We start from the raw sequence: 22,097 nt of genomic DNA on the forward strand, positions 1-22,097 counted from the left end.
GTATGCAGATAATGGCTACAGGCCACGTACACGCAGGACATCCTCATGCTCGATAAGCTTGATCTGCCCGCATCTTTGTCCAAGGCCTTTGAACAGGCCATCTATCAAGTCCACTCTCCTGCCGGGGATCTGACTTTGCGCATCGGCACGCGCCACGCGCGTCTGGCCCAGTTACTGCGCCAGGAAAACTGCCGAGGCGCGGCCATACTGACCGCCCACAACCCCCAGGCCCAACGCTGCGGTGACCATTTCAACCTTGCCGCCCAGGAAACCCTGTTGCGCGCCTTGCAGCAACAAGGCATGCGCTGGTGGCCGGCAGTCAACCAAGACCCTGAAGGGCAGTGGCCCAACGAGCCTGGCTTTCTGATTCTGGACATCAGCCTGCATCAGGCACGCCTGCTCGCGCGTCTGGCCAAGCAATTGGCCTTTGTCTACATCGAACCCGATGGAGTCGCACGCCTGCATCAGGTTCAGCAACGCCTGCCTGCCCCGGCCGTCGATTGACTCACTTGCCCGCGACACCCTGAAGACAAAGCCGGAAATCCTCCGCAATCGGTTCGCCCTTCAGACGCCCCTCGGGCAAGACACGCGCCCACGCCCGCCATTCATGCCCCGTGGCCACCAACCGACCATCGGTATTGAATACCTCGTAATCCAGCTTGAAGCGTCGCTCCAGCCATTGACCGACCCCCACCCGCACCAGAATGTCCTGGTCGTAGCTGACCGGCGCGCGAAACTGCGCCCCCACATCGACCAAGGGCGTCACGGTTCCATGTTCCTGACGCAAGACTCGCTGACTCAGCCCTAACTGACGCAGCCAGGCCTGATAGGTGCAATCGAACCAGTAAAAATAGTTGGGATAAAAAACAATTCCTGCCTCATCACAATCCCCCCACTCCACCGTAATGCGGCGCTCAAATGTATGCATGGCCATCCTCTGTCTCAGAACAGGCAATTTTAGCGCTCACACTAAAAGATGGATTCGAAGCACACCAAGCGCATAGAAACATCTTGATAACATTATCGATGAAACCAATTGAAACAGTGAAAATGAGAGAAGTTAATCAATTTTGATCCATAAATAGCATTAAAATCAGCCTATATCTGTATTTTTAAGGAATGCACAGAAAAAATTTACATCGACAAAATTCGTTTTTACCGCTTCTCCCCTCTAGCATGGCCGCACGATTGACAGACTCTGCCCCGCCATGACCCATACCGTCTCTTCCCCCTGGACCATCCGCGCCATTCTGGATCTGTATGAACTGCCCTTCATGGACTTGTTGTTCCAGGCCCAAGAAGTACACCGCCGACATCATCGCCCCCACGAGGTGCAGCTCTCCAGCTTGCTGTCCATCAAGACCGGTGCCTGTCCAGAAGATTGCGCATACTGCCCGCAATCGTCCAAATACGAAACCGAACTGGAGCAAGAACCACTGATGCCGCTGGCGCAGGTTCTGGAGGCCGCCCGCAAAGCGAAGGAGCAAGGGGCACAGCGCTTTTGCATGGGCGCAGCCTGGCGCTCGCCCACCGAAAAACAACTGGATCAAGTCATGGAAATGGTCAGCGCGGTCAAGGCGCTGGGCCTGGAGACCTGTGTCACCCTGGGCATGCTCAAGAACGGCCAGGCCGAACGCCTGAAAGATGCCGGTCTGGACTACTACAACCACAATCTGGACACGTCACCCGAATTCTATGGCCAGATCATCAGTACCCGCACCTACCAAGACCGTCTGGACACATTGGAGCGAGTGCGCGCCGCTGGCCTGAATACCTGTTGCGGCGGCATCATCGGCATGGGCGAAACCCGCCGGGAACGCGCCGGCCTGCTGGCCCAGTTAGCCAATATGCGCCCTTTTCCCGAATCGGTGCCCATCAATCAACTGGTCAAAGTACCGGGCACGCCTTTGGGCGATGTAGAAGATCTGGACCCCTTTGAGTTTGTGCGCACCATCGCGGTGGCCCGCATTCTGATGCCCACCAGCGCCGTACGCCTGTCCGCCGGGCGCGAAGGCATGGATGACAGCACCCAGGCCCTGTGCTTTATGGCCGGCGCAAACTCCATTTTTTACGGTGAGCAGCTACTGACCACGGCCAACCCGCAATTTGTGGCCGATCAGAACCTGTTCGCGCGTCTGGATCTGCAACCGGCCCAGACCGCCCTGGCCGACGGCCACCCGACTGCCGGCAAGACCCGTTTTGTCGCACTCACCGAGGCACTCTGACATGATCACCCTGATTGCCAGCATCAGTTGCAGTGTCGCCGTCTCCATCCTGCTCAAAGTCGCCCGCCAGAAGCAAATCGATGTGGGTCAGGCCATTGCCGTCAACTATCTAGTGGCCGTTACGCTGGCGGTGGTGCTGCTGCAACCCCATCCGTCCAGCTTGCTCAATCCCGCCACCCCCTGGTGGGTGCTGATCGCTCTGGGCGTATTGCTGCCGACTATTTTCCTGGCCATGGCAGCCGCCGTGCGTCACGCCGGTATCGTATTGAGCGATGCCGCCCAGCGTCTGTCCTTGTTCATCCCGCTGCTGGCCGCATTTTTGCTGTTCGGTGAACAATTGGGCGGACAGAAATTACTGGGCGTGGGCCTGGCGCTGGTGGCGCTGCTGTGTCTGCTCGTGCGGCCCCGTCAGGCCGATGGGCAAATGCAGAACACACGCTCGGTCCTGATGCTGCTGGCCGTCTGGGTGGGCTACGGCACGATAGACATCTTGTTCAAGCAATTGTCCAAGGCCGGTGCGGCTTTCTCCAGCAGCCTGGTGGTGTCCTTTTCCCTGGCCGGCGTGCTGATCCTGGGCTGGCTGCTGGCGCGCCGGACCGTCTGGAACCGACCCAGTCTGTTGGCAGGCCTGCTGCTGGGACTGCTGAACTTCGGCAATATCTATTTCTATATCCGCGCCCACCAGACCTTTCCAGATAATCCAACTCTGGTGTTTTCCGCGATGAATATCGGCGTGATATCGCTGGGTGCCATCGTCGGCGCGGGCTTTTTCAAGGAAAAATTAAGCATGGTGAACATGGCCGGCGTCGCCTTGGCGATCGTAGCCATCGTAGCGTTGATCCCTCGCTGAACACGGCTCCATCCCAAGTCCGGGGCAACACTAGGGAAAGTCTTTATATATGCCAAGAAAAATACCGTACATTTGAAACGTCAATAAACTGTCGAAAAAAACTCCTGTAGATTAGAAAAAAACAAGCAGCGGCGATAAAGCCGATCAACTACACAGGAGACACCATCATGGCAGGATTCACCCGTCGTCAATTATTGCTGGCCGCCGCCACCGCCAGCGCAGGAGCAATCGCTGCCCCCTGGTTGGGGCGCAGCGCATTTGCAAGCGGCAAACCAATCATCGCCGCACTGTTCTGCGGCCATATCGACGATAACGGCTTCATGCAGGCCGGCTATCAAGGGCTTAAGAAAGCCCAGGACAACCTGGGTATTACGGCGCACTATAAAGACCGCGTCGCCAACGAAACCCAGGCCCAGATCGCCGCGCTGCGTGAGCTGGCAACGCAATACAAGCCGACCTTGATCATCGCCCACGGCGGCCAGAACACCGATGCTGCACTGGCGGTGGCCAAGGAATTTCCCGATATACGCTTTGTCATTACCCAGGGTGCCGTCACGGCCGGGAACCTGAGCAGCTACGATGTCGTCCAGGAAGACTCTGCATGGCTGGCCGGAGCCTACGCGGCACTGATGAGCAAAACAGGCGTGGTCGCCCATCAATCGGGCATACGCGTGCCTCCGGGGCTGCGCGCCCGGGCTTCCTATGCTGCCGGCGTCAAGCATGCCAACCCGGATGTGAAGCTGCTGACCAACTTCTCCGGCAATCAGGACGACATCGCCCTGGCCGAACGCGTCACACGTGCCCAGGCCAAAGCCGGGGCCGACATCATCTACACCATGCTGAACAAAGGACGCAGCGGCACCACCCAGGCCTGCCGCGAACTGGGCATCAAGGAAATCGGCAATGTCATCGACTGGGTGGCCCGCGAACCCGATGTATTCATCGGTTCGGCCTGGGCCGACGTAGGCATAGGCGTGTTCGAGGCCTGCAAAGACCTGGCCGGGGGCAATTTCGAGTCCGGCAAAATCTTCAAGGTGGGTCTGCAGCGTCCCGAAGCGGTACGCCTGATCATGGCCCAGAACACGCCCGATGCCGTGCGCCAGCGCATCGAGGGATTCCAACAGGACATTCTGGCCGGCAAAATCCATGTCGAAGCCGAATACAAAGGGCCTGAGTTCCAGATCTAATCAGCGCATATTGACCATCGAGTGAAAAAAGCGGCCTGCGGGCCGCTTAGGCTGCTGACAAACCCCGCTGTTACACCCCCGTCTGTTTGCTCAGCCCAAACACAGGTTCGGACCGTAGGGCGAACACATCCCTATGTCGCGCTCGGTCGTTGAGCGAAGCAGAAACGACATCGAAGAAGGTGAGTCCGGCGGCCCTGAGTCGGCGGGCTGGGGCCTTCGCCCGCGCTGCGCGCCGGTTCCCTTGCCGGCTGGCCGGGACAGGCACCCCGTTAACTCGCCGCGTGGTTCGTGCCGAACCACAAGCGCGCGTCTCAAACAGAACGGGGCTTGCCCCCTGTCCCGGCCAGCCGTCGGCGGCGAATGCCCTGACTCGCCCGCCGAATCAGGGCCACTGAACGCACCCTGGCAACGTGATGGTTTCAGGCCCAACACCCATCGACCAACCCTACCAGGCGGGAGCTCTCTCGGTCGCCCCTAGTCTTGCTATCCGTGAATCTCCCATAGACCAAGGGTTGAAATCTATGCCATCAGGGCTTAGAGCCGCTCAAGGCGCACGCTGAACGGGGCAGGCGGGTCGGATGGCTTGCCGCAGGCGGGGCGCGAGGACGGGAGGCACGTGTCGTGCTGTTTGACGGCGGCGCTTGTTGCTTGTCCGGCGGACAAGCAACCCGCCGGAGTTCACGACGCGCCCGGCCCCGCGAACCGACCAGGGCACCGGCGCGCAGCGCCGGCAAGCCGTCAGCCTGCCCCGTTCAGCGTGCGCCTTGAGCGGCGTCTATAGAAAACCGGTTCGGCAATAAACATCGGCAGCCGAACGGAACGCAAAAAAAGCCAGCCCACATTCAAGGGCTGGCAAGAGGATTTTACGCAAGGTTTTGTTTGCCAGACGGCAGGCCCATCCCAGAAGCCTGCAAAAACCAGACTGCTCAGATGCCTGATCGTGGCGGGACATCCCCCCGCTTCCCGTCTTGCTGCACCTCTGCCCTGCCCGCCGACGTATCGTCAACAGAGGGTTCCACCGGCGGGCTCTCCGTACCGGCCGGCACACGTTCCTCAACCGGCGGCAGGTCCTCGAACACCGGGTCATGCGAGACGTCCGAAGGAATATCCACGCGCGGGTCCAGTGCCACGGCGGCCACCGAACTTTGCAAACTGTCGGGCATAGGTACAAAAGTGGTGGGCGCATCCTGGCTCAAGTGGTCGCCCAACACCTTCTGCGGACGCACCAGCAATACCAGAACCAAGCCGCACAGAGCCACAAAAATATAATAGACGTTGCTGCCGATATAGCTCATGAGCAAGCCGGCCACCAACGGCCCCAGACAGGCACCCAGGCCATACACCATGTACAGGATCGCGCTCAGACCTACCCGGCGCTCGGGGTCTACATTATCGTTGGCAAAGGCGGCACCCAGCGGATACAAGGTGAACTGCAAAACCCCGAACAAGGCAGAAAACAACAGCAAGAACCAGAAAGGAGCCTCGAACCATCCCCATAGCGGAATTGCCAGCCCCAAAAGAAAACAGGCATTGATACGAATCAGCAGCACACGGTTGACCCGATCGGCCAGCCAACCTACCGGCCACTGCGCCAACACCCCGGCGGCCACGGACACGGCAACGAACAAGGCAGCCTGTTCGTTGCTAAGGTGTACGCGCACGGCATATACCGGTGCCAAACCATAGAAGGCGCCTGTCAGCATGCCCGCAATCAGCAGCACCATCATGGACATGGGGACGCGATCCATATAGTAGCGGGCATTAATGGGTGCCGGCACTTGCAGGGGCGGATGGCTGCGCCGCGTAATGGCCACCGGCACCAGGCTGAAAGCCGAACAAATGGCCACAAATACCAGCGGCTCGTAATTCAGGTGGGGAAACAGGGTCAAGGACAGTTGCCCCAGAACAGTACCCAAACTGGAAAACACCATGTAGAAGGCAAAAATCGTACCGCGCTGGGTATTGTCGGTCTGCTCGTTCAGCCAGCTTTCTATGCCCATGAACTGCACTACCATGGCCGCCCCGGCCAGAAAACGCAGCAGCAGCCATACATACATGGAGTCGATCAGAATCTGAGCCAGGACACAGATGGTGACAATGGCGGCGCTGGCCGCATACGCGCGTATATGGCCCACGCCCATAATCAGACGGTGGCCCACACGGGCACCAAATACCAGCCCCAGGTAATACACCGCGATCAAGCCACCCACCCAGACTTCCGACACGGAGATGGCGGTCAGGCGCACACCCATGAAGGTATTGAACAGGCCCGAGCTCAACAAGAGCATCAAGGTGGCAAAATACAGTGACGAAAACGCGCCTACCGATGACAGCATCCCTTCTACCTTAAAAAAACGCCGGCACAAAGCCGGCGTCGCACATCAATAAAAGCCTTGCGCCACACCGGATGAGGCGCAAGGCAGTAGGATCACGACTGGATCTGTTTCAGCAGCGTGTCTGCATCGCTGTTGTGCAGGCCACCGCCTTCGTCGATATTCAGCTGGGTGACCACACCATCGTCCAGCAAGGCCGAAAAGCGCTTGGCGCGCACGCCCAGGCCCTTGGCCGTCAGATCGAACTCCAGGCCCAGCTTCTTGGTCCAGATGCCGCTGCCGTCTGCCAGCAGGCGCACTTTGCCGTTGATGTCCAAGGAACGGCCCCAGGCCCCCATGACAAACGGATCGTTGACCGACACGCACCAGATCTCGTCCACGCCGGCGGCCTTGAAGGCGTCGGCCTTGGCGGCAAAGCCTGGCAAGTGCTGTTCGGAGCAGGTGGGCGTAAACGCGCCAGGCACCGCAAAGACGGCGATCTTCTTGCCTTTGGCCAGATCGGCCACCTGGAAATTATTGGGGCCGATGGCGCAGGTCTGCGTGGCGGTGTCGATGTACTCGCTTAATGTCGCGTCTGGAACGCGCTCGCCGACTTTGATAGACATGGGATCTCCGTTGTGAAATTGCGCCGCCAAAACGACCGCGCTCAAGCAACTATGATACTGATACTACCGCCCTGCTTGAAGCCTATAGTGCTTATCAGAAAGTATCAGGTGCGGACAGAACGCAAAAAGGCCGGGCGCAGGGCCCGGCCTTCAGTGTTAACACATCATCGGCGTCAGGACGATTACAACCATCCCATCGTGCGGGGCAGCCAGAGCGTCACTTCCGGCACAAAGGTAATCACCATCAAGAAGCCCAGGCCGGTCAGCAACCAGGGAATGGTGGACTTGGTCACTTCAGTCAGTCCCAGTTTGGATATGCTGGAGGCCACATACAGGTTCAACCCCACTGGCGGCGTCGCCAAACCGATCTCCATATTGACCACCAGCATGATGCCGAAATGCACCGGGTCCATGCCCAGCTTCATGGCCACAGGAAACAGGATGGGAGCCATGATCAAAATCAGACCCGAGGGCTCCATGACCATGCCGATGACCAACAGCAACACGTTCACGAACAGCAAAAAGACGATCAGGCCCATGCCCTGCGACACGATCCACTCGGCGATAGCCTGCGGGATCTGTTCGGAGGTCAGAATAAAGGCGAACATCACGGCATTGGTAATGATGTAGAGCAGCATGGCGCTCATTGCCGCCGATTCCAGCACAATGCGCTTGACGTCTTTGAGCTTCACATCCTTGTACACCCACACCGCGATCACAAAAGCATAGACCGCGCTGATGGCCGCTGCCTCGGTCGGCGTGAACACGCCCGAGTAAATACCGCCCATGACGATGACGATGAGCATCAGACCCCAGATGGAGTCCATGAACGCACGCCAACGCTCTTTGTAGGTGGCGCGCGGCATGCGCGGATAGCCCAGCTTCCAGGCGCGGAACATGGTGGTGGCCCCCAGGCACAGGGCCAGGATAAGACCGGGCACCACACCGGCGATGAACAACTGACCGATCGAGGCCGTGCCGACCTTGGCACCGTCCGGCCCCTCGACCATCATGCCGCTGGTCGCCACCGCGTACATCACCATCACAATCGAGGGCGGCAGCAAAATACCCAGACCGCCGGACGTAGAGACAATGCCGGTGCCGAACTGAGCGGGATAACCCTGTTTGACCATGGCCGGAATCATGATGGAACCGATGGCCGCCACGGTTGCGGGCGAAGAGCCACTGATGGAGGCAAACAAAGCGCAGGCCAGTACAGCCGCCAGCCCCATGCCGCCGGGCAAATGCCCCACCATGGACGAGGCAAAGCGGATCATGCGATGCGCGACGCCGCCGTGCGTCAGAAAGCCGCCGGCCAGAATGAAGAACGGGATCGCCATGATCTCGAACTTCTCGATGCCGGTAAACAGCTTGAGCGCAATACTGTCCATGGGCACTTCGGTCATGGTGAACAAAAAGCCCATGACGGTCAGGCCCAGCGCAATCGATACCGGCATGCCGGTCAACAGCAGCACGGCCAGCAAGGCAAAAATAATCAGGGCGGTCATGCACGCGCTCCTTGGTTTTCAGACAGACCTTGCTCGGTTTCGGCAATCAGGTCGGCAGCGGGTTCATGGTGGGCAATCTCGCCCGTGCGCAGGTAATGCACCATTGCCTGCAAGAAACGAAAACACATCAGCAAAGACCCCGCCGGCACGGCCAGATACACAATCCAGACGGGCATTTCCAGGTCGGCAGTTACCTGCGCGGTCTGCGCAATGCCGTAGACGAAATGACCACCGATCCAGGCCACGATGGCCGTAAACAAAACACCGGAAGCCAGGGAAACAGTCACCAGCAAACGCTGCCAGCGCGGCCCAACCGCATTGACCAGCACATCCACGCCCACGTGTATGCCCACGCGCACGCCATAGGCCGCGCCGAACTTGGCCATCCAGACAAACAGATAAATGCACAGTTCCTGCGCCCAGAGCAGGTTGATACCTGCCACGCTGCGATACGTGGAACGCGCCATGCCCATCAGGGACTCATGGCCGTTTGCCCGCGACCAGGACACCAGATCGGCCAGCAGGCTGACCGAATAACGCTGACACACCGCCACAAAAATAAGCAGGACCGCCGCCACCATCAGAAGCGAGATAAACGCTTCCTCGAAACGATCCAGAAATCGTACAAACATGATATCTCCAGGCTGCAGGCAGGCTGCCCGGCGCACGGCAGGCAGTCACCCATAGCGGGAAAAAGGGGGAAAATGCGCGCCTGGAGCAGGCACGCGCAACAAGGCCGCCCCGAAAGGAGCGGCCTGTGTCTTACTTCACGGCCTGGTAGAACGCATCGATCACGTCCTGGCCGATGCGGGAGGCCATTTCCTTATGCACCGGACGCAGTTGCTCGACCCACTCCTGGCGCTGGGCCTCGCTCAGTTCGTAGAACTGGGTCTTGCCCGAGTCTTTCATGGCCTTGAGCGAGTCCAGATTTTCCTGCTCGGCAATATCGTTGGCGTACTGCGTGGATTCGGTCATGGCCTTTTCCAACGGCTGGCGCACATCTTCCGGCAGACCTTCCCAGAACTTCTTGTTCACGATGACGGCATAGCCCAGGTAACCATGATTGGACAAGGTGGCATGCTTTTGCACCTCGTGCATTTTCTGGGTGTACATATTGGACGGCGGATTCTCGGTGCCATCGACCACGCCGGTCTGCAGCGCTTGATAGACCTCGGAGAACGCCATGACCTGGGGCACGGCATCGAGCGCCTTGAACTGGGCTTCCAGCACTTTCGAGGACTGGATGCGCATTTTCAGGCCCAGAAAATCGTCCGGGCTTTGCAGGGCGCTGTTGGCGCTCATGACCTTGAAACCGTTATCCCAATAGGCCAGGCCCTTGATTCCCTTGGATTCAAGCTTGTCCAGCAACTGGCGGCCGACCGGACCCTCGGTCACTTTGCGCAGATCGCTGCGGTCCTTGAAAATGAACGGCAGATCGAACACCTCGAATTCGCGCACACCCAAGGGGCCGAACTTGGCCAGCGAAGGGGCCAGCATATGCACCGCGCCCAGTTGCAACGCCTCCAGCTCTTCCTTGTCCTTGTACAACTGCGAATTCGGGTAGACCTCCACGACGACCTTGCCGTCGGTGTACTTTTCCGCCAATTCCTTAAAGCGCACGGCACCCTTGCCCTTGGGCGTATCGGGCGACACCACATGGCTGAACTTGATGATCAGGGGATTGGCCAGCGCGGGAGCGGACAGGAATACAGAGGCCACAAGCGTGGCCATCAGCGTTTTTTTCATACTTGCCTCCGGTCGGCGTGGAACCGACACACTTTATTGATTGATTCGCAGAAAGACGTGTAGCTTAAAAAAGCAATGTGAATTTATCTATTGTGGAAATCCGAAATCCTTTGTCATGAACCGCCCAGCCCACCCCGATGGCCCCGCCGCTTCGCTCGCCCAGGCCCCCCATCCCCTGAATCCCTACGTGCCCATGCTGGCCATCGTCGTTATCGTGCTGTTGATGGGCGTGTTCGCCTGGGCCGTGCTTTCCGAACGTCGCGACGAACAGTCAGACGAGCTGATACGCAATGCCTTGTGGGTCGAGCAGTCCCTGTCATTTCAGTTGCGCTCGCACGAGAACAATCTGAACCGCATCGCCGATGAACTGAGCATGTCCGACCGGCTGGGCGATACACGCGAAGCGCAAACCCTGTTGCAACACTTCAAGACCATTCACCCGGACTTGCTCAAAGTGGTGATCCAGGACCGCTTCGGCACCACTTTACTCGTGCGTCCACCGGGCGCGGACACACGCATCGCCGCCCATGTGGCCACACCGCGCAAAGCCACCTGGCTGCCCGTGTACCGCTCGCGGGAACACCAGGAACCCGTTCTGGATCTGGTCGTGCCCGTGTACGAAAACAATGAACTGGCCGGCACGCTGCGCGCCACTTTTTCGCTGCACAAAATTTTGACGGAAAACGTCCCCTGGTGGATCGCCGAGCATTACCACGTCACTCTGGTGGACAACAGCGATACAGTGCTGGCCACGCGCTCCAAAGGCGAGCCGGACAGCCAAGCGCTGCGCCACGCCATGTCGGTTGACCCGCCGCTGCACGGCCTGCGCCTGCTCATCACGCCCTACCAGCAAAAGCGCATTCCAACCTTTACCTTGTTGCTGACCGTCATCGTCGGCCTGGCTTTGCTGGCCGTAGTCAATCTGGTTATTCAGCACCACTATGCCCGCAAGCGCCGCGATGCCGAGTATGCCTTGCTGCAAGAGCAAGCCTTTCGCAGCGCCATCGAAAACTCCATGATCACCGGCATGCGTGCACGCGATCTGGACGGACGCATCTTGTATGTCAATCCGGCTTTCTGCCGGCTGGTGGGCATGGACAGCGAGCAGATTATCGGGCTGGCGCCACCCATGCCCTGGTGGGTGCCGGAGATGATGGACGAAACCCTGGAGCGGCGCGACCGCCTGCAACGCACCCCGACCGTGCAGGTTTTCGAGACGCGTTTCCAGCACACGGATGGTTCGCGTCTGGATGTGCAGGTCTTTGAATCGCCCTTGATCGATGCGCAGGGGGAGCAGGTGGGTTGGATAGGCTCGATTATCGACATCAGTTCGCGCAAGCAGGCCGAAGCCCTGGCCAGTTCACAATCCGAGCAACTACACCACACGGCCAAGCTGATCACGATGGGCGAGATGGCCTCTACCCTGGCGCACGAGCTGAACCAGCCCCTGTCGGCCATCGCCAGCTATGCGGCCGGAGCGCTGAATCTGCTGCGCGCCGGCAAGGCCGACCCGGCTTTGCTCACACGCAGCATGGAAAGTCTGGCCGAACAGACACGGCGCGCCGGGCTGATCATTCACCGCATCCACGATTTCGTGCGCAAACGCGACCCACAACTGATCCCCCTGAATCTGGTTGATGCCCTGCACGGCGCACTGGCGCTGGCACGGGCCGATCTGACCCGCCACGACATACAACTGCGCCTGCCCCCACACCCCACAACCTTGCCAGTCCTGGGCGACAAAGTCCTGCTGGAGCAAGTCATTTTCAATTTGGTGCGCAATGCCGCCGAGGCCATGTCCGATCTGCCCGCGCCCCGCCGCGTGCTGGAGGTGACCATGCTGAAACGCGAGACCACCGTGCTGATCATGGTCGCCGACCAGGGGCCGGGTGTGTCATCGAACATCATGTCCGAGGTATTTCAGGCCTTTACCACTACTAAAACCGACGGACTGGGGATAGGATTGAACATTTGCCGCTCCATTGTCGAACTGCACCACGGTCAACTCTGGTTCGAGAACGAAGCCCCCTACGGAGCCACTTTCCTGTTCTCCCTGCCCTTGAACGAACATGACTAAGCCCATATCCGCCCCCCTGGTCCACATTGTTGATGACGACGACGCCATCCGCGACGCCCTGTCCTGGCTGTTCTCCACCCGTCAGGTAGACACGCAAGTCTGGAGCAGCGGCGAAGCCTTTTTACAGGCCATGACGCCCGAGACCAGCGGCTGCATCCTGCTGGACATACGCTTGGGCGGCATCTCCGGGCTGGAAGTATTCGAGCGCCTGCGTCAGATGCACGCCACGCTACCGGTCATTTTTCTGACCGGACACGGCGACCTGCCACTGGCCGTCAACGCCCTGAAACAAGGCGCGGCCGACTTCATCGAAAAACCGTTCAACGACAATGATCTGGTGGACCGCGTCCTGGAAGTGCTGCGCAGCTACCGGCTGAGTCAGGCCGAACGTGCCAGCGAAAACGCCTTGGAGCGGCGGCTCGACACCCTGTCGCAACGTGAACGCGAAGTGCTGGGGCTGGCCCTGGAAGGACGACTGAACAAGCAAATTGCCGAAGATCTGAACATCACCATGCGCACCGTAGAAGTGCATCGGGCGCGCGCGCTGGACAAAATGCAGGCACGCTCCCTGCTGGAGCTGGCCCGCTGCGTAGACCCGATTCGCTTGCGCTCCGGCACCGGATCGGCCACAAACTGAACCCGGGATCAAGCATGTCCCTGCCATCAGGCCATCCATCCCGCAGGCAGGCCTGGCCCCGATGTATATAATGAAAACATAAAGTAAATAGAGCTGCGCCATCCCCGCATGCGCGGCTCACGGAGCACCCATGAGCGATACCACCACCCCGGCCGCTGCCGGACTGCACCTGTCCCACCTGGACCAGGACGGCAAAGTCCGCATGGTCGATGTCAGCGACAAAACCACTACTGCGCGCTCGGCCACGGCGCGCAGCATCGTGCGCCTGAGCCCGGCCGCCTTCGAGCTGCTGTCGGCCAACCGCAATGCCAAGGGCGAAGTTCTCAATACCGCCCGCGTGGCCGGCGTCCTGGCCGCCAAGCGCTGTGCCGAGCTGATTCCCATGTGTCATAGCCTGCCGCTGGATTTCGTAGGCATAGACTTTGAAAGCGATGCCGTCACGGGCACCATCGCCGTGCTGGCCACCTGTCGCACACGCTACACCACGGGCGTGGAAATGGAAGCCATGACGGCCTGCAGCGTGGCTGCGCTGACCATCTACGATATGTGCAAGGCGGCCGACAAAGGCATCATCATCGAACAGACCCGCCTGCTGGAAAAAACCGGCGGCAAGAGCGGCACCTGGACAGCCGCCCTCTGACTTGGTTCACGGAGGTTTTCATGACTACCCCCACGACGCTGCGCGTCCTGTACTTTGCCCAGGTGGCCGAACGCACCGGCGTGCGCCAGGAAAGCTGGGACTGGCCGCAGGACGGCACCGTGCAACAATGGCTGGACGCTCTGGTACTGCGCTATCCCGAACTGCAGGACATGTCGGGACGGCTGAAAGTCGCCGTCAACCAATTCCATGCCCGCCCCAGCGACCCGGTACGCGCCGGCGACGAGATCGCGGTATTTGAACCTGTTACCGGAGGCTGACATGGTTGTCGTGCAAACGCAGGATTTCGATGTGGCCGCCCTGAATGCGCAACTGCGCAGCACGGCAGGCGGCAAGGCCGGGGCGATGGTCACCTTCGTGGGCTATGTGCGCGATCAGGCTGATGGCACGCCCACGCAATCGCTGTTTCTGGAACACTACCCCGGCATGTGCGAGCGCGAGATCAACGACGTATGCGCCCAGGCCCGTGCCCGCTGGCCCATTCTGGACACGCTGGTCGTGCATCGCGTGGGCGAACTGCACCTGACCGACCAGATCGTCTATGTGGGCGTGACCAGCGCCCATCGCGGCGATGCTTTTCGCGCCTGCGAATTCATCATGGACGTACTCAAGACCCGCGCCCCCTTCTGGAAACGCGAAACCTTGGCCGACGGCCAACGCTTCTGGGTCCAGCAACGCGACAGCGATACGGACAAGACCGACTCCTGGAATACCACCCCCGACTCGCCCCACCATGTCTAAAGCCCAACCCGACCTGCCTGCGGCCAGCCTGGCCGCCGCCGTGCTGACCATTTCGGACAAGCGCGGCCCGAACGACGATACCTCCGGCGACTATCTGGCCGCCAGCCTACAAGACAGTGGTCACCGCTGTGTGCAGCGCGCCATCAGCCGCGACGACATCTACGCGGTGCGCGCCATACTCAGCCAATGGATCGCCAACCCGGACATACAGATCATTCTGTGCAACGGCGGCACCGGCTTCAGCCATAAAAAATCCACCATCGCGGCCGTCACGCCCCTGCTGGACCAGGTCATTACCGGTTTCGGCGAACAGTTCCGCTACCTGTCTTTCCAGGACATAGGCTCGTCGGCGTTGCAATCGGATGCCCTGGCAGGCACCGCCAACCAGACCCTGATATTTTGCCTGCCCGGCTCGCCCGGTGCCTGCACATTGGCCTGGGAAGGTATTTTGCGCCAGCAACTGGATAGCCGACACCGCCCCTGCAACTTCGCCTCGCAATACCTGCGCTAGGCCCTGTGTATACGGACCCCTGAACACCGATGATCGAATTTGACGTAGCCCAACAACGCCTGGCCCGGGCAGGCCATTATCCCGAAACAACCGAAGTCTGCGAGCTGGCCGATGCGCTGGGCCGCATTCTGGCCCAGGATATACAGGCTCAGCTGGATATGCCCCCGGCCGACAACAGCGCCATGGACGGCTATGCCGTGCGCCTGACCGATCTGGCCGAGGGCCGCGTCCTGCCCATCCAGCAGCGCTGTTATGCCGGCGACATGCCCGAAACGCTTAAAGCAGGCATGGCCATCCGCATCTTTACCGGCAGTCTGCTGCCTCCTGGCGCAGACACTGTCGTCATCCAGGAAAACTGCCAGGAAGACGAACACGGCGTGCGCATCCTGGAAATGCCCGAAGCAGGCGTCAATATCCGCCGCCGTGGCGAGGACATGCGCGTGGGCGAGGTTCTGATCCAGACCGGCACAAAACTGAGTGCCGCGCATATCGCCCAATTGGCGGCCCAAGGCCATGCCCGCCTGTCTGTCTACCAACGCCTGACCGTAGGCATCCTGACCACCGGCGACGAACTGACACCGGCCGGCCAACCCCTGTTGCCCGGCCAGATCTACAACTCCAACGCCCCCATGCTGCGGGCGCAACTGCTTGCGCTGGACGTCGCCCGGGTACGTGCCCTGCATGCCCCAGACACGCTGGAGGCCATCCGCGACGCGCTGCAATCGCTGCTGGCCGACTGCGATCTGGTCCTGACTGTAGGCGGCGTATCCGTGGGCGAGAAAGATCTGGTCAAACCTGCCATCGAATCCATAGGCGGCGAACTGGATTTGTGGAAAGTACGCATGAAACCCGGCAAACCCCTGGCCCTGGCCTATGTGCAGGACAAACCGCTGGTCTGCCTGCCCGGCAACCCCGTGTCCTCCTATGCCGTGTTCTCCTTGATGGTGTCCCCGCTGATTCGCCGCCTGCAAGGTCGCCGCGACACCTTGCCGACCGTTCGCCACGCCATCCTGCAGGGCGAACGTCACTTTGAAGGCGACCGCGAGGAGTTCATCCGCGTCCAGGTGGGCAGCGACGAACAGGGACGCCTGCTGGCGCAGCCTTTCAGCAATCAGGGCTCGGGCGTGATCAGCTCCCTGCCCTGGGCCCAGGCTCTGGCCCGCATCCCCGCCGACACCCATGTCGCGCCCGGCGACGTAGTGCGTCTGTACGAGTACAGTCAGTGGCAAGCCTGATGGCCTGACTGTCCCGGCTCTCCGATCGACCGATGCCGGTCAGCACTCAGCTGACCGGCATTTTTTTGTCGAAAGATGTCGGGGCTTGCTTCGTATTAAATGGGCCGTTTGGGCCAGGCGCAGCGGTGCCTTTCTCGCCAGGCCGGGGCGATGTCGTCGGTGTTTTGAGCCGTTCAAGGCGCAGCACGCTCGGACAGGGCTGATGGCTTGCCGGCGCGTCGCGCCGGTGCCCTGGTCGGGGCGCATGGCCGTGCGCGTCGTTAACTCCGGCGGGTTGCTCGCCTCCCAGGCGAGCAACAAGCGCCGCCGTCAAACAGAACGACGCTTGCACCCCGTCCCCACGCCCCGCCTGCGGCAAGCCATCCAACCCGCCCTTTTCGAGCGTGCTGCGCCTTGAACGGCTCAAAAAGCCAGTTCCTCATCGACTGGGTAAATTGGCTCCCGGAGTTCTTCGAAGAACCTTTTTGGGCCCACCGCAGAAATATGTGAAAGCGTTTCCGCCCTCACCGCAAGCCAGGCTCAAAGGACTGCGCCGTCTCCAGATCCTGGGGCGTATTGATATTGAAAAATGCATGGGCCGGTGCATCGCAATAATCCACCGGCACGGCTGCGACGCTGTGCAGCCAGTCCATGACACGGCGCTCTCCGCCCAGCAGATACTGTTTCAACGACGCCGCCTGATCGGCTCGGACCAACAGACACAAAGGATGCGTGCGTTCGGCCTGCACATAGGCCGCCGGCGCATCTCGCTCGCACACCGCCTTGGCCAATCGCTGGCCCAGATCGGCAGGTACAAAAGGCAAATCCACCGGACAAGACAAGGCCCAGGGTGTCGTCACCTGCTCCAACGCACTGGCCAAGCCAGCTAAGGGTCCAAGATAGCCATCCAATCCAGCCATATCCGGCACAACACGCCCCCAATGCACATACTGCTCGGGATTACGATTGGCGCTGATCAGCACCGGACCGACTTGCGGCCGCAAGCGGCGCACGACATGCTGCACCAATGGCTGGCCAGCCAGCACCACCAAGCCCTTGTCGATCTGACCGGACAGGTCAAAACGGCGCGCTCGGCCGCCGGCCAGCACAATGCCACTGATGTCATGCGTAGGGATCATCCGCCGATATAGCTCATTTCGATGCGTGGCCGACCGGCAGTCTGTTCGCCACGAAGTTCAGAATAACGGTCCCGCCGTCCGGACCAGACACCATGCAGATAAGCAGCCAGTTGTTCATCCGAGGCCCCACCCCGCAACTGCGCGCGCACATCATACCCTTGGGATGCAAACAAGCACAGGAACAAGCGCCCTTCGGGCGACAGGCGCATGCGCGAACAGTCGCCACAGAAAGGCTGCGAAACACTGGTAATGACCCCGACCTCGCCCGAACCGTCCGCAAAACGCCAGCGACTGGCCACTTCGCCCCGATACTGGGCCTGAGCGGACTCCAGCGGATAGCGCTCATGGATACGCGCCACGATATCCGCGCCGCTCAGCACTTCGGCCAGATTCCAGCCATTGCTGGTGCCCACATCCATATACTCGATAAAACGCAGAATCTGCCCGGAACCTTTGAAATGCGCCACCATAGGCAGGATCTGGTCATCGTTCAGCCCCTTGCGCACCACCATATTGACCTTGACCGGTGCCAGACCCACCGCGTGCGCCTGGGCAATGCCATCGAGCACAGTGGCCACCGATACGCTGCTGTCGCTCAACTGCGCAAAACGTGCGTCGTCCAGAGCATCCAGACTGACCGTGACACGGTTCAGCCCTGCGTCCTTCAGGGCGCGTGCCTTGCGACCCAGCAAAGTGCCGTTCGTGGTCAGAGTCAGCTCCACTGCCTTCCCCTCGGGGGTACGCAGTTTTGCCAACATCTCGATCAGCACTTCGATATTGCGCCGCAGCAGCGGTTCCCCCCCGGTCAGGCGCAGCTTGCGCACGCCCAGCGCCACAGCCTGCCGGGCAACCCGCTCGATCTCCTCGAAACTCAGCAGAGACGCATGCGGCAGGAACTCGTAGTCCGTGCCGAAGATCTCGCGCGGCATACAGTAGGTGCAGCGGAAGTTGCACTTGTCGGTCAGGGAAATACGCAGGTCGCGCAGCGGCCTGTGCAGTGTGTCCAGCGGCTGCCCAGGCACCCCGACGGCGCGCACCGTGGGCCCGCCCGCAGGCCGGGACTCCGACACATCGTTATCGGAAAAAATGCCTTGCCGCCGCTCGGCCTGGTCGCCGCGCGGTCGTGCCCGGCCTGCATCGGCAGGTCGGGGCGCGTGCTTGGGCCCGTGGTCATCGCTCATTGTGTTCTCGTCATTCAAGGACAGGGTTCAGCCCCGTCTCATGTCCTGTGTCTTCGTAAAGTAGCATGTCGGCGCAAGAAACGCTGCGGTCTGCCCGGCCGCTTCAGCGCCAGAACAGATCGGCCGGCTGGCCGAACGCCTGTTCCAGCGTCAAAATGCGTCCCATGCCCTGCGGATCGTAACCGACCAGCTCCTGCATGAACTGCCCATACGCCGGCCCGGTGATCAAGGCCATCAATTTCTGCATAGGCGCGCTGTCGAGCGTCTCTTGCTGTACGGCAATAAAGTATCGTTCCTGCGCCAACGGAATGAAATCCAGCCCGCAGCGACATGCGGCCGTCTCCACCCCCAGACCGGTATCGGCCATGCCGCTGGCCACATGGGCCGCCACGGCCATATGCGTCAATTCTGTGGTTTCAAAACCCGGCACCGCACTGGTGTTTACCCCCAGTTGGCCCAATAGCAAGGTCGCCAGAAAACGGGTGCTGGAACCAATCTGTCGATTCACGAAACGCACATCCGGCCTGACCAGATCGGCGATGCCGCTGATGTTCTTGGGATTGCCTTTTTCCACAAACAAGCCGGTATTGCGCGAGGACAGAAAAATCAGGCGATGCCGCACAGGCGACAGCCACTCGCCATAGCGCCGCAGCGCCGCGCTCTCGAACTGCCCGAGCGGCACCTGAAAACCCGCCAGATCGCAATCGCCACGCTCCAGCGAGGCCAGCGCCTCGATGGCGGTGCGATAACGCAGCTCTAGCGGCAGCATATCCATATCGTTGGCCAGGCGCATCAGCCCTTCGATGGCAAAGCCGTGACTGGCCTGAAAGCGCAAATGAGCCGTCTGGTGACTATACAGACGGCCCAGCTCCTCTTGCAGCTCGGACGCCATGCTCTCGAGCGTGGGCGTCAGACGCGCTTCCAGCCGACGATTGGCCCACAGCAGACGCTGGGCAAATTCGGTCAGCTTGGTGCCCTTGCGCCGCGACGTTTCCAACAAAGCAGCGTCGAATTCTTTTTCTGCATTGCGCAGCAAGCCCCAGGCATGGCGATAAGAAAACTGGCAAGCCTTGCTAGCCCCGGACAAATGCCCAAGGCTCTCGATGGCACCGAGCAGACGCAACACATCCCGCATGGGAAGTTCCGCGCCACCCGCATTTTCCAGCACCCATTCTGAACGCAGCCTGGCCTTGAATTTTAGATTAGCCATGGTTTGGAGGGGGGTGTGTGTTTTCGTATTATGTTTCTGTGAACATGTTTAAAACATTATATATGCGAAATATTGCTTATTGAAGCGAATGAATTTCCTTTGTAGATTAGGAAAGAAAACACATTCAATAATATGCATACGCGTGCATAAAAAACATGGAGGCGCAGGTTTCTTCAGCGGAAACCGCGCATACAGACATGCAACTACCCCCCGACGCACAGGCGTTCGAGCCATCCGATCAGGCTCCCGTGGACCTTGTCATGCAAGCCCTGCAGCAACACGCCGGCCAGAAAGGCGCACTGCTGCCCATTCTGCACACCATTCAGGACGCATTGGGCTACTTGCCCGAATCCATCGTGCCTGTCCTGTCCGAGCACCTGGCGCTGTCGCGCGCGGAGATTCACGGCGTCATCTCCTTTTACGCCCACTTTCGTACGCAAGCCCATGCCTGTAGAACCCTGGAAATCTGTCGGGCGGAAGCCTGTCAGGCGCGCGGCGGCCTGGAGCTGGCCGCGCATGCCCGTCGACGCCTGAACTGCGATTTCCACGAAAACAGCAGCGACGGGCAGATCACCCTGGAACCGGTGTACTGCCTGGGCCTGTGTGCGCAGTCGCCCGCCATCATGCTCGATGGCATTCCGCACGCCCGCGTCACCCCCGAAAAGCTCGACGCCTTGCTCAACCCAAAAGGTGTGATGCCATGACCGCCATTACCGTCTATATCCCCCGCGATACGGCCGCCGTCGCCATGGGCGCACACCAGCTTGCCAGCGAACTGGCGGAACAGGCCCGACTGCGCGGCCAGGATCTGCGCATTGTGCGCAACGGCTCGCGCGGCCTGCTGTGGCTGGAGCCCATGATAGAAGTACAGACCACCGAAGGCCGCGTGGCCTACGGGCCGGTTCAAAGCGAGGATCTGCCCGGACTGCTGGATGCCGGGCTGCTGCACGGCGGCGCGCATGCCCTGCGCCTGGGCCTGACCGAGGACATTCCCTACCTGAAGAACCAGGAGCGGCTGACCTTTGCACGCGTGGGCATCATCGACCCGGTCAGCGTGCCGGACTACATCGCACATGGTGGTTTCGAGGGGCTGCGCCGCGCGCTGAGCATGCAAGCGGCCGAACTGGTTCAAGAGGTGACCGACTCCGGACTGCGTGGCCGCGGCGGTGCCGCTTTTCCCACCGGGATCAAATGGAAAACCGTACTGAATGCGCCTGCGCAGCAAAAGTACATTGTCTGCAACGCCGACGAAGGCGATTCGGGCACATTTTCCGACCGCATGCTGATGGAAGGCGATCCGCTGTGCCTGATCGAAGGCATGGCGATTGCCGGCCTGGCCGTGGGTGCCACCTACGGCTATATCTATGTGCGCTCCGAATACCCCCTGGCCATCCAGGCCCTGAATCAAGCCATCACAGCCGCGCGCGCCGCAGGCTGGCTGGGCCAGGACATTCAAGGCAGCGGCCATGCCTTTGACCTGGAGGTGCGCAAGGCCGCCGGTGCCTACATCTGCGGCGAAGAAACCGCCCTGCTCGACAGTCTGGAAGGCAAACGCGGCGTCGTGCGCGTCAAGCCGCCGCTGCCGGCCATCAAGGGGCTGTTCGGTCAGCCTACGGTGGTCAACAATGTGGTCTCGCTGGCCTCTGTACCCATTATTCTGTCCAAGGGGGCTGCCTATTACCAGAACTACGGCATGGGCCGTTCGCGCGGCACGCTGGCCTTTCAACTGGCTGGCAACATCAAGCACGGTGGCCTGGTGGAAAAAGCCTTTGGGGTCACGCTGCGCGAACTGCTCTACGACTACGGCGGCGGCAGCGCCAGCGGACGGCCACTGCGCGCCGTGCAGGCCGGCGGCCCATTGGGAGCCTACCTGCCCGAAAGTCAGTGGGACGTGCCGCTGGACTACGAAGCCTACATGAAGATCAATGCCATGGTCGGCCACGGCGGCCTGGTGGCCTTTGACGATACGGTAGATATGGCCCACATGGCGCAATACGCCATGGAATTCTGTGCCATCGAATCCTGCGGCAAATGCACGCCTTGCCGCATCGGCTCCACCCGCGGCGTGGAGACTATCCAGAAAATCCGCCGCCGCGAAGACCTGGACAACCATGTCGAGCTGCTGCGCGACTTGTGCGACACCCTGTATTCCGGTTCCCTGTGCGCCCTGGGCGGCATGGTTCCCTACCCCGTTCTGTCCGCCCTGGAGCATTTCCCCCAGGACTTCGGGCTGGCCCCAAAAAACGAACCGAGTCGCCTGGCCAAGGCCTAAGAC

23 protein-coding genes are annotated in these 22,097 nt (G+C 60.5%); 14 read left to right on the forward strand and 9 right to left on the reverse strand.

All coding sequences use genetic code 11. The features are described 5' to 3' along the window. Nucleotides 1-45 precede the first annotated feature (45 nt). Complete coding sequence (locus tag AADW57_RS14585; protein ID WP_341667613.1) at nt 46-504, forward strand: DUF3293 domain-containing protein; 459 nt, start codon at nt 46-48, stop codon at nt 502-504. A gap of 1 nt (nt 505) precedes the next feature. Here AADW57_RS14585 and AADW57_RS14590 read toward each other — a convergent pair whose 3' ends face one another. After that, nucleotides 506-928, reverse strand: a complete 423-nt coding sequence (locus tag AADW57_RS14590; RefSeq protein WP_341667614.1) for an acyl-CoA thioesterase — start codon at nt 926-928, stop codon at nt 506-508. A gap of 280 nt (nt 929-1,208) precedes the next feature. On the opposite strand from AADW57_RS14590, the gene bioB reads away from it, so the two are divergent. From bioB to AADW57_RS14605, 3 genes are all read left to right on the forward strand, one after another. Further along, complete coding sequence (bioB, locus tag AADW57_RS14595; protein ID WP_341667615.1) at nt 1,209-2,225, forward strand: biotin synthase BioB; 1,017 nt, start codon at nt 1,209-1,211, stop codon at nt 2,223-2,225. A 1-nt stretch (nt 2,226) separates the two neighbouring features. Next, nucleotides 2,227-3,075 carry an EamA/RhaT family transporter gene (locus AADW57_RS14600; RefSeq protein WP_341667616.1) on the forward strand — a complete coding sequence of 283 codons (849 nt, stop codon included), beginning with the start codon at nt 2,227-2,229 and terminating at the stop codon, nt 3,073-3,075. 167 nt (nt 3,076-3,242) lie between these two features. After that, nucleotides 3,243-4,262 carry a BMP family protein gene (locus tag AADW57_RS14605; protein ID WP_341667617.1) on the forward strand — a complete coding sequence of 340 codons (1,020 nt, stop codon included), beginning with the start codon at nt 3,243-3,245 and terminating at the stop codon, nt 4,260-4,262. 926 nt (nt 4,263-5,188) lie between these two features. On the opposite strand, the gene AADW57_RS14610 is transcribed toward AADW57_RS14605, so the two are convergent. The 5 genes from AADW57_RS14610 to AADW57_RS14630 form a co-directional block, all read right to left on the reverse strand. Further along, entirely contained in the window at nt 5,189-6,598 is a 1,410-nt protein-coding gene (locus AADW57_RS14610; protein WP_341667618.1) for an MFS transporter, read from the reverse strand. Nucleotides 6,599-6,690: 92 nt separating this feature from the next. Next, nucleotides 6,691-7,200 carry a peroxiredoxin gene (locus tag AADW57_RS14615; RefSeq protein WP_341667619.1) on the reverse strand — a complete coding sequence of 170 codons (510 nt, stop codon included), beginning with the start codon at nt 7,198-7,200 and terminating at the stop codon, nt 6,691-6,693. Nucleotides 7,201-7,382: 182 nt separating this feature from the next. Further along, entirely contained in the window at nt 7,383-8,708 is a 1,326-nt protein-coding gene (locus AADW57_RS14620) for a TRAP transporter large permease (RefSeq protein ID WP_341667620.1), read from the reverse strand. Next, the gene (locus AADW57_RS14625; RefSeq protein WP_341667621.1) at nt 8,705-9,340 is read right to left on the reverse strand and encodes a TRAP transporter small permease; all 636 of its coding nucleotides are present in this window, start codon (nt 9,338-9,340) and stop codon (nt 8,705-8,707) included. Before AADW57_RS14625 ends, AADW57_RS14620 begins: the two co-directional genes overlap by 4 nt. Before the next feature lie 130 nt (nt 9,341-9,470). Then, complete coding sequence (locus AADW57_RS14630; RefSeq protein ID WP_341667622.1) at nt 9,471-10,454, reverse strand: TRAP transporter substrate-binding protein; 984 nt, start codon at nt 10,452-10,454, stop codon at nt 9,471-9,473. A gap of 115 nt (nt 10,455-10,569) precedes the next feature. Between AADW57_RS14630 and AADW57_RS14635 the strand changes: the two genes are divergently transcribed. From AADW57_RS14635 to AADW57_RS14670, 8 genes are all read left to right on the forward strand, one after another. Further along, nucleotides 10,570-12,531 (forward strand): PAS domain S-box protein, encoded by a 1,962-nt coding sequence (locus tag AADW57_RS14635; protein WP_341667623.1) that lies wholly within the window; start codon nt 10,570-10,572, stop codon nt 12,529-12,531. Next, on the forward strand, nt 12,524-13,168 hold the full coding sequence (locus AADW57_RS14640; RefSeq protein WP_341667624.1) for a response regulator transcription factor: 645 nt from the start codon (nt 12,524-12,526) through the stop codon (nt 13,166-13,168). Before AADW57_RS14635 ends, AADW57_RS14640 begins: the two co-directional genes overlap by 8 nt. Nucleotides 13,169-13,298: 130 nt before the next feature. Next, the gene (gene moaC / locus AADW57_RS14645; protein WP_341667625.1) at nt 13,299-13,808 is read left to right on the forward strand and encodes a cyclic pyranopterin monophosphate synthase MoaC; all 510 of its coding nucleotides are present in this window, start codon (nt 13,299-13,301) and stop codon (nt 13,806-13,808) included. Between the two features lie 20 nt (nt 13,809-13,828). Continuing rightward, nucleotides 13,829-14,086, forward strand: a complete 258-nt coding sequence (gene moaD / locus AADW57_RS14650) for a molybdopterin converting factor subunit 1 (protein ID WP_341667626.1) — start codon at nt 13,829-13,831, stop codon at nt 14,084-14,086. A gap of 1 nt (nt 14,087) precedes the next feature. Next, nucleotides 14,088-14,567 carry a molybdenum cofactor biosynthesis protein MoaE gene (locus AADW57_RS14655; protein ID WP_341667627.1) on the forward strand — a complete coding sequence of 160 codons (480 nt, stop codon included), beginning with the start codon at nt 14,088-14,090 and terminating at the stop codon, nt 14,565-14,567. Next, a complete protein-coding gene (gene moaB, locus AADW57_RS14660) occupies nt 14,560-15,078 on the forward strand; it encodes a molybdenum cofactor biosynthesis protein B (RefSeq protein WP_341667628.1) in 519 nt (172 codons plus the stop codon). The genes AADW57_RS14655 and moaB overlap by 8 nt, the downstream gene beginning before the upstream one ends. Before the next feature lie 29 nt (nt 15,079-15,107). Next, nucleotides 15,108-16,313 (forward strand): molybdopterin molybdotransferase MoeA, encoded by a 1,206-nt coding sequence (locus AADW57_RS14665; protein WP_341667629.1) that lies wholly within the window; start codon nt 15,108-15,110, stop codon nt 16,311-16,313. 202 nt (nt 16,314-16,515) lie between these two features. Then, nucleotides 16,516-16,710, forward strand: coding sequence for a hypothetical protein (locus AADW57_RS14670; protein WP_341667630.1), 195 nt, complete (start codon nt 16,516-16,518; stop codon nt 16,708-16,710). A 106-nt stretch (nt 16,711-16,816) separates the two neighbouring features. Here AADW57_RS14670 and mobA read toward each other — a convergent pair whose 3' ends face one another. The 3 genes from mobA to AADW57_RS14685 all read right to left on the reverse strand — a co-directional run bounded on the left by mobA (nt 16,817) and on the right by AADW57_RS14685 (nt 19,822). After that, nucleotides 16,817-17,431 carry a molybdenum cofactor guanylyltransferase MobA gene (gene mobA, locus AADW57_RS14675; protein ID WP_341667631.1) on the reverse strand — a complete coding sequence of 205 codons (615 nt, stop codon included), beginning with the start codon at nt 17,429-17,431 and terminating at the stop codon, nt 16,817-16,819. Continuing rightward, nucleotides 17,428-18,612, reverse strand: coding sequence for a GTP 3',8-cyclase MoaA (gene moaA / locus AADW57_RS14680; protein ID WP_341667632.1), 1,185 nt, complete (start codon nt 18,610-18,612; stop codon nt 17,428-17,430). The genes mobA and moaA overlap by 4 nt, the downstream gene beginning before the upstream one ends. A gap of 103 nt (nt 18,613-18,715) precedes the next feature. Next, the gene (locus AADW57_RS14685) at nt 18,716-19,822 is read right to left on the reverse strand and encodes a substrate-binding domain-containing protein (RefSeq protein ID WP_341667633.1); all 1,107 of its coding nucleotides are present in this window, start codon (nt 19,820-19,822) and stop codon (nt 18,716-18,718) included. A gap of 197 nt (nt 19,823-20,019) precedes the next feature. On the opposite strand from AADW57_RS14685, the gene AADW57_RS14690 reads away from it, so the two are divergent. Together AADW57_RS14690 and AADW57_RS14695 are read left to right on the forward strand one after the other, a co-directional pair. Then, on the forward strand, nt 20,020-20,526 hold the full coding sequence (locus tag AADW57_RS14690) for a formate dehydrogenase subunit gamma (protein WP_341667634.1): 507 nt from the start codon (nt 20,020-20,022) through the stop codon (nt 20,524-20,526). After that, nucleotides 20,523-22,094 carry a formate dehydrogenase beta subunit gene (locus AADW57_RS14695; RefSeq protein WP_341667635.1) on the forward strand — a complete coding sequence of 524 codons (1,572 nt, stop codon included), beginning with the start codon at nt 20,523-20,525 and terminating at the stop codon, nt 22,092-22,094. Before AADW57_RS14690 ends, AADW57_RS14695 begins: the two co-directional genes overlap by 4 nt. The last annotated feature ends 3 nt before the right edge of the window (nt 22,095-22,097 follow it).

Source organism: Alcaligenes sp. SDU_A2 (assembly GCF_038237375.1).
Classification (GTDB): domain Bacteria; phylum Pseudomonadota; class Gammaproteobacteria; order Burkholderiales; family Burkholderiaceae_B; genus Alcaligenes.

Bases quoted from the DNA above. Each gene is read 5' to 3' on its own strand.
- AADW57_RS14585 (WP_341667613.1), top strand. From the start codon at position 46: ATGCTCGATAAGCTTGATCTGCCCGCATCTTTGTCCAAGGCCTTTGAA.
- AADW57_RS14590 (WP_341667614.1), bottom strand. From the start codon at position 928: ATGCATACATTTGAGCGCCGCATTACGGTGGAGTGGGGGGATTGTGAT.
- bioB (WP_341667615.1), top strand. From the start codon at position 1,209: ATGACCCATACCGTCTCTTCCCCCTGGACCATCCGCGCCATTCTGGAT.
- AADW57_RS14600 (WP_341667616.1), top strand. From the start codon at position 2,227: ATGATCACCCTGATTGCCAGCATCAGTTGCAGTGTCGCCGTCTCCATC.
- AADW57_RS14605 (WP_341667617.1), top strand. From the start codon at position 3,243: ATGGCAGGATTCACCCGTCGTCAATTATTGCTGGCCGCCGCCACCGCC.
- AADW57_RS14610 (WP_341667618.1), bottom strand. From the start codon at position 6,598: ATGCTGTCATCGGTAGGCGCGTTTTCGTCACTGTATTTTGCCACCTTG.
- AADW57_RS14615 (WP_341667619.1), bottom strand. From the start codon at position 7,200: ATGTCTATCAAAGTCGGCGAGCGCGTTCCAGACGCGACATTAAGCGAG.
- AADW57_RS14620 (WP_341667620.1), bottom strand. From the start codon at position 8,708: ATGACCGCCCTGATTATTTTTGCCTTGCTGGCCGTGCTGCTGTTGACC.
- AADW57_RS14625 (WP_341667621.1), bottom strand. From the start codon at position 9,340: ATGTTTGTACGATTTCTGGATCGTTTCGAGGAAGCGTTTATCTCGCTT.
- AADW57_RS14630 (WP_341667622.1), bottom strand. From the start codon at position 10,454: ATGAAAAAAACGCTGATGGCCACGCTTGTGGCCTCTGTATTCCTGTCC.
- AADW57_RS14635 (WP_341667623.1), top strand. From the start codon at position 10,570: ATGAACCGCCCAGCCCACCCCGATGGCCCCGCCGCTTCGCTCGCCCAG.
- AADW57_RS14640 (WP_341667624.1), top strand. From the start codon at position 12,524: ATGACTAAGCCCATATCCGCCCCCCTGGTCCACATTGTTGATGACGAC.
- moaC (WP_341667625.1), top strand. From the start codon at position 13,299: ATGAGCGATACCACCACCCCGGCCGCTGCCGGACTGCACCTGTCCCAC.
- moaD (WP_341667626.1), top strand. From the start codon at position 13,829: ATGACTACCCCCACGACGCTGCGCGTCCTGTACTTTGCCCAGGTGGCC.
- AADW57_RS14655 (WP_341667627.1), top strand. From the start codon at position 14,088: ATGGTTGTCGTGCAAACGCAGGATTTCGATGTGGCCGCCCTGAATGCG.
- moaB (WP_341667628.1), top strand. From the start codon at position 14,560: ATGTCTAAAGCCCAACCCGACCTGCCTGCGGCCAGCCTGGCCGCCGCC.
- AADW57_RS14665 (WP_341667629.1), top strand. From the start codon at position 15,108: ATGATCGAATTTGACGTAGCCCAACAACGCCTGGCCCGGGCAGGCCAT.
- AADW57_RS14670 (WP_341667630.1), top strand. From the start codon at position 16,516: ATGGCTTGCCGGCGCGTCGCGCCGGTGCCCTGGTCGGGGCGCATGGCC.
- mobA (WP_341667631.1), bottom strand. From the start codon at position 17,431: ATGATCCCTACGCATGACATCAGTGGCATTGTGCTGGCCGGCGGCCGA.
- moaA (WP_341667632.1), bottom strand. From the start codon at position 18,612: ATGAGCGATGACCACGGGCCCAAGCACGCGCCCCGACCTGCCGATGCA.
- AADW57_RS14685 (WP_341667633.1), bottom strand. From the start codon at position 19,822: ATGGCTAATCTAAAATTCAAGGCCAGGCTGCGTTCAGAATGGGTGCTG.
- AADW57_RS14690 (WP_341667634.1), top strand. From the start codon at position 20,020: ATGCAACTACCCCCCGACGCACAGGCGTTCGAGCCATCCGATCAGGCT.
- AADW57_RS14695 (WP_341667635.1), top strand. From the start codon at position 20,523: ATGACCGCCATTACCGTCTATATCCCCCGCGATACGGCCGCCGTCGCC.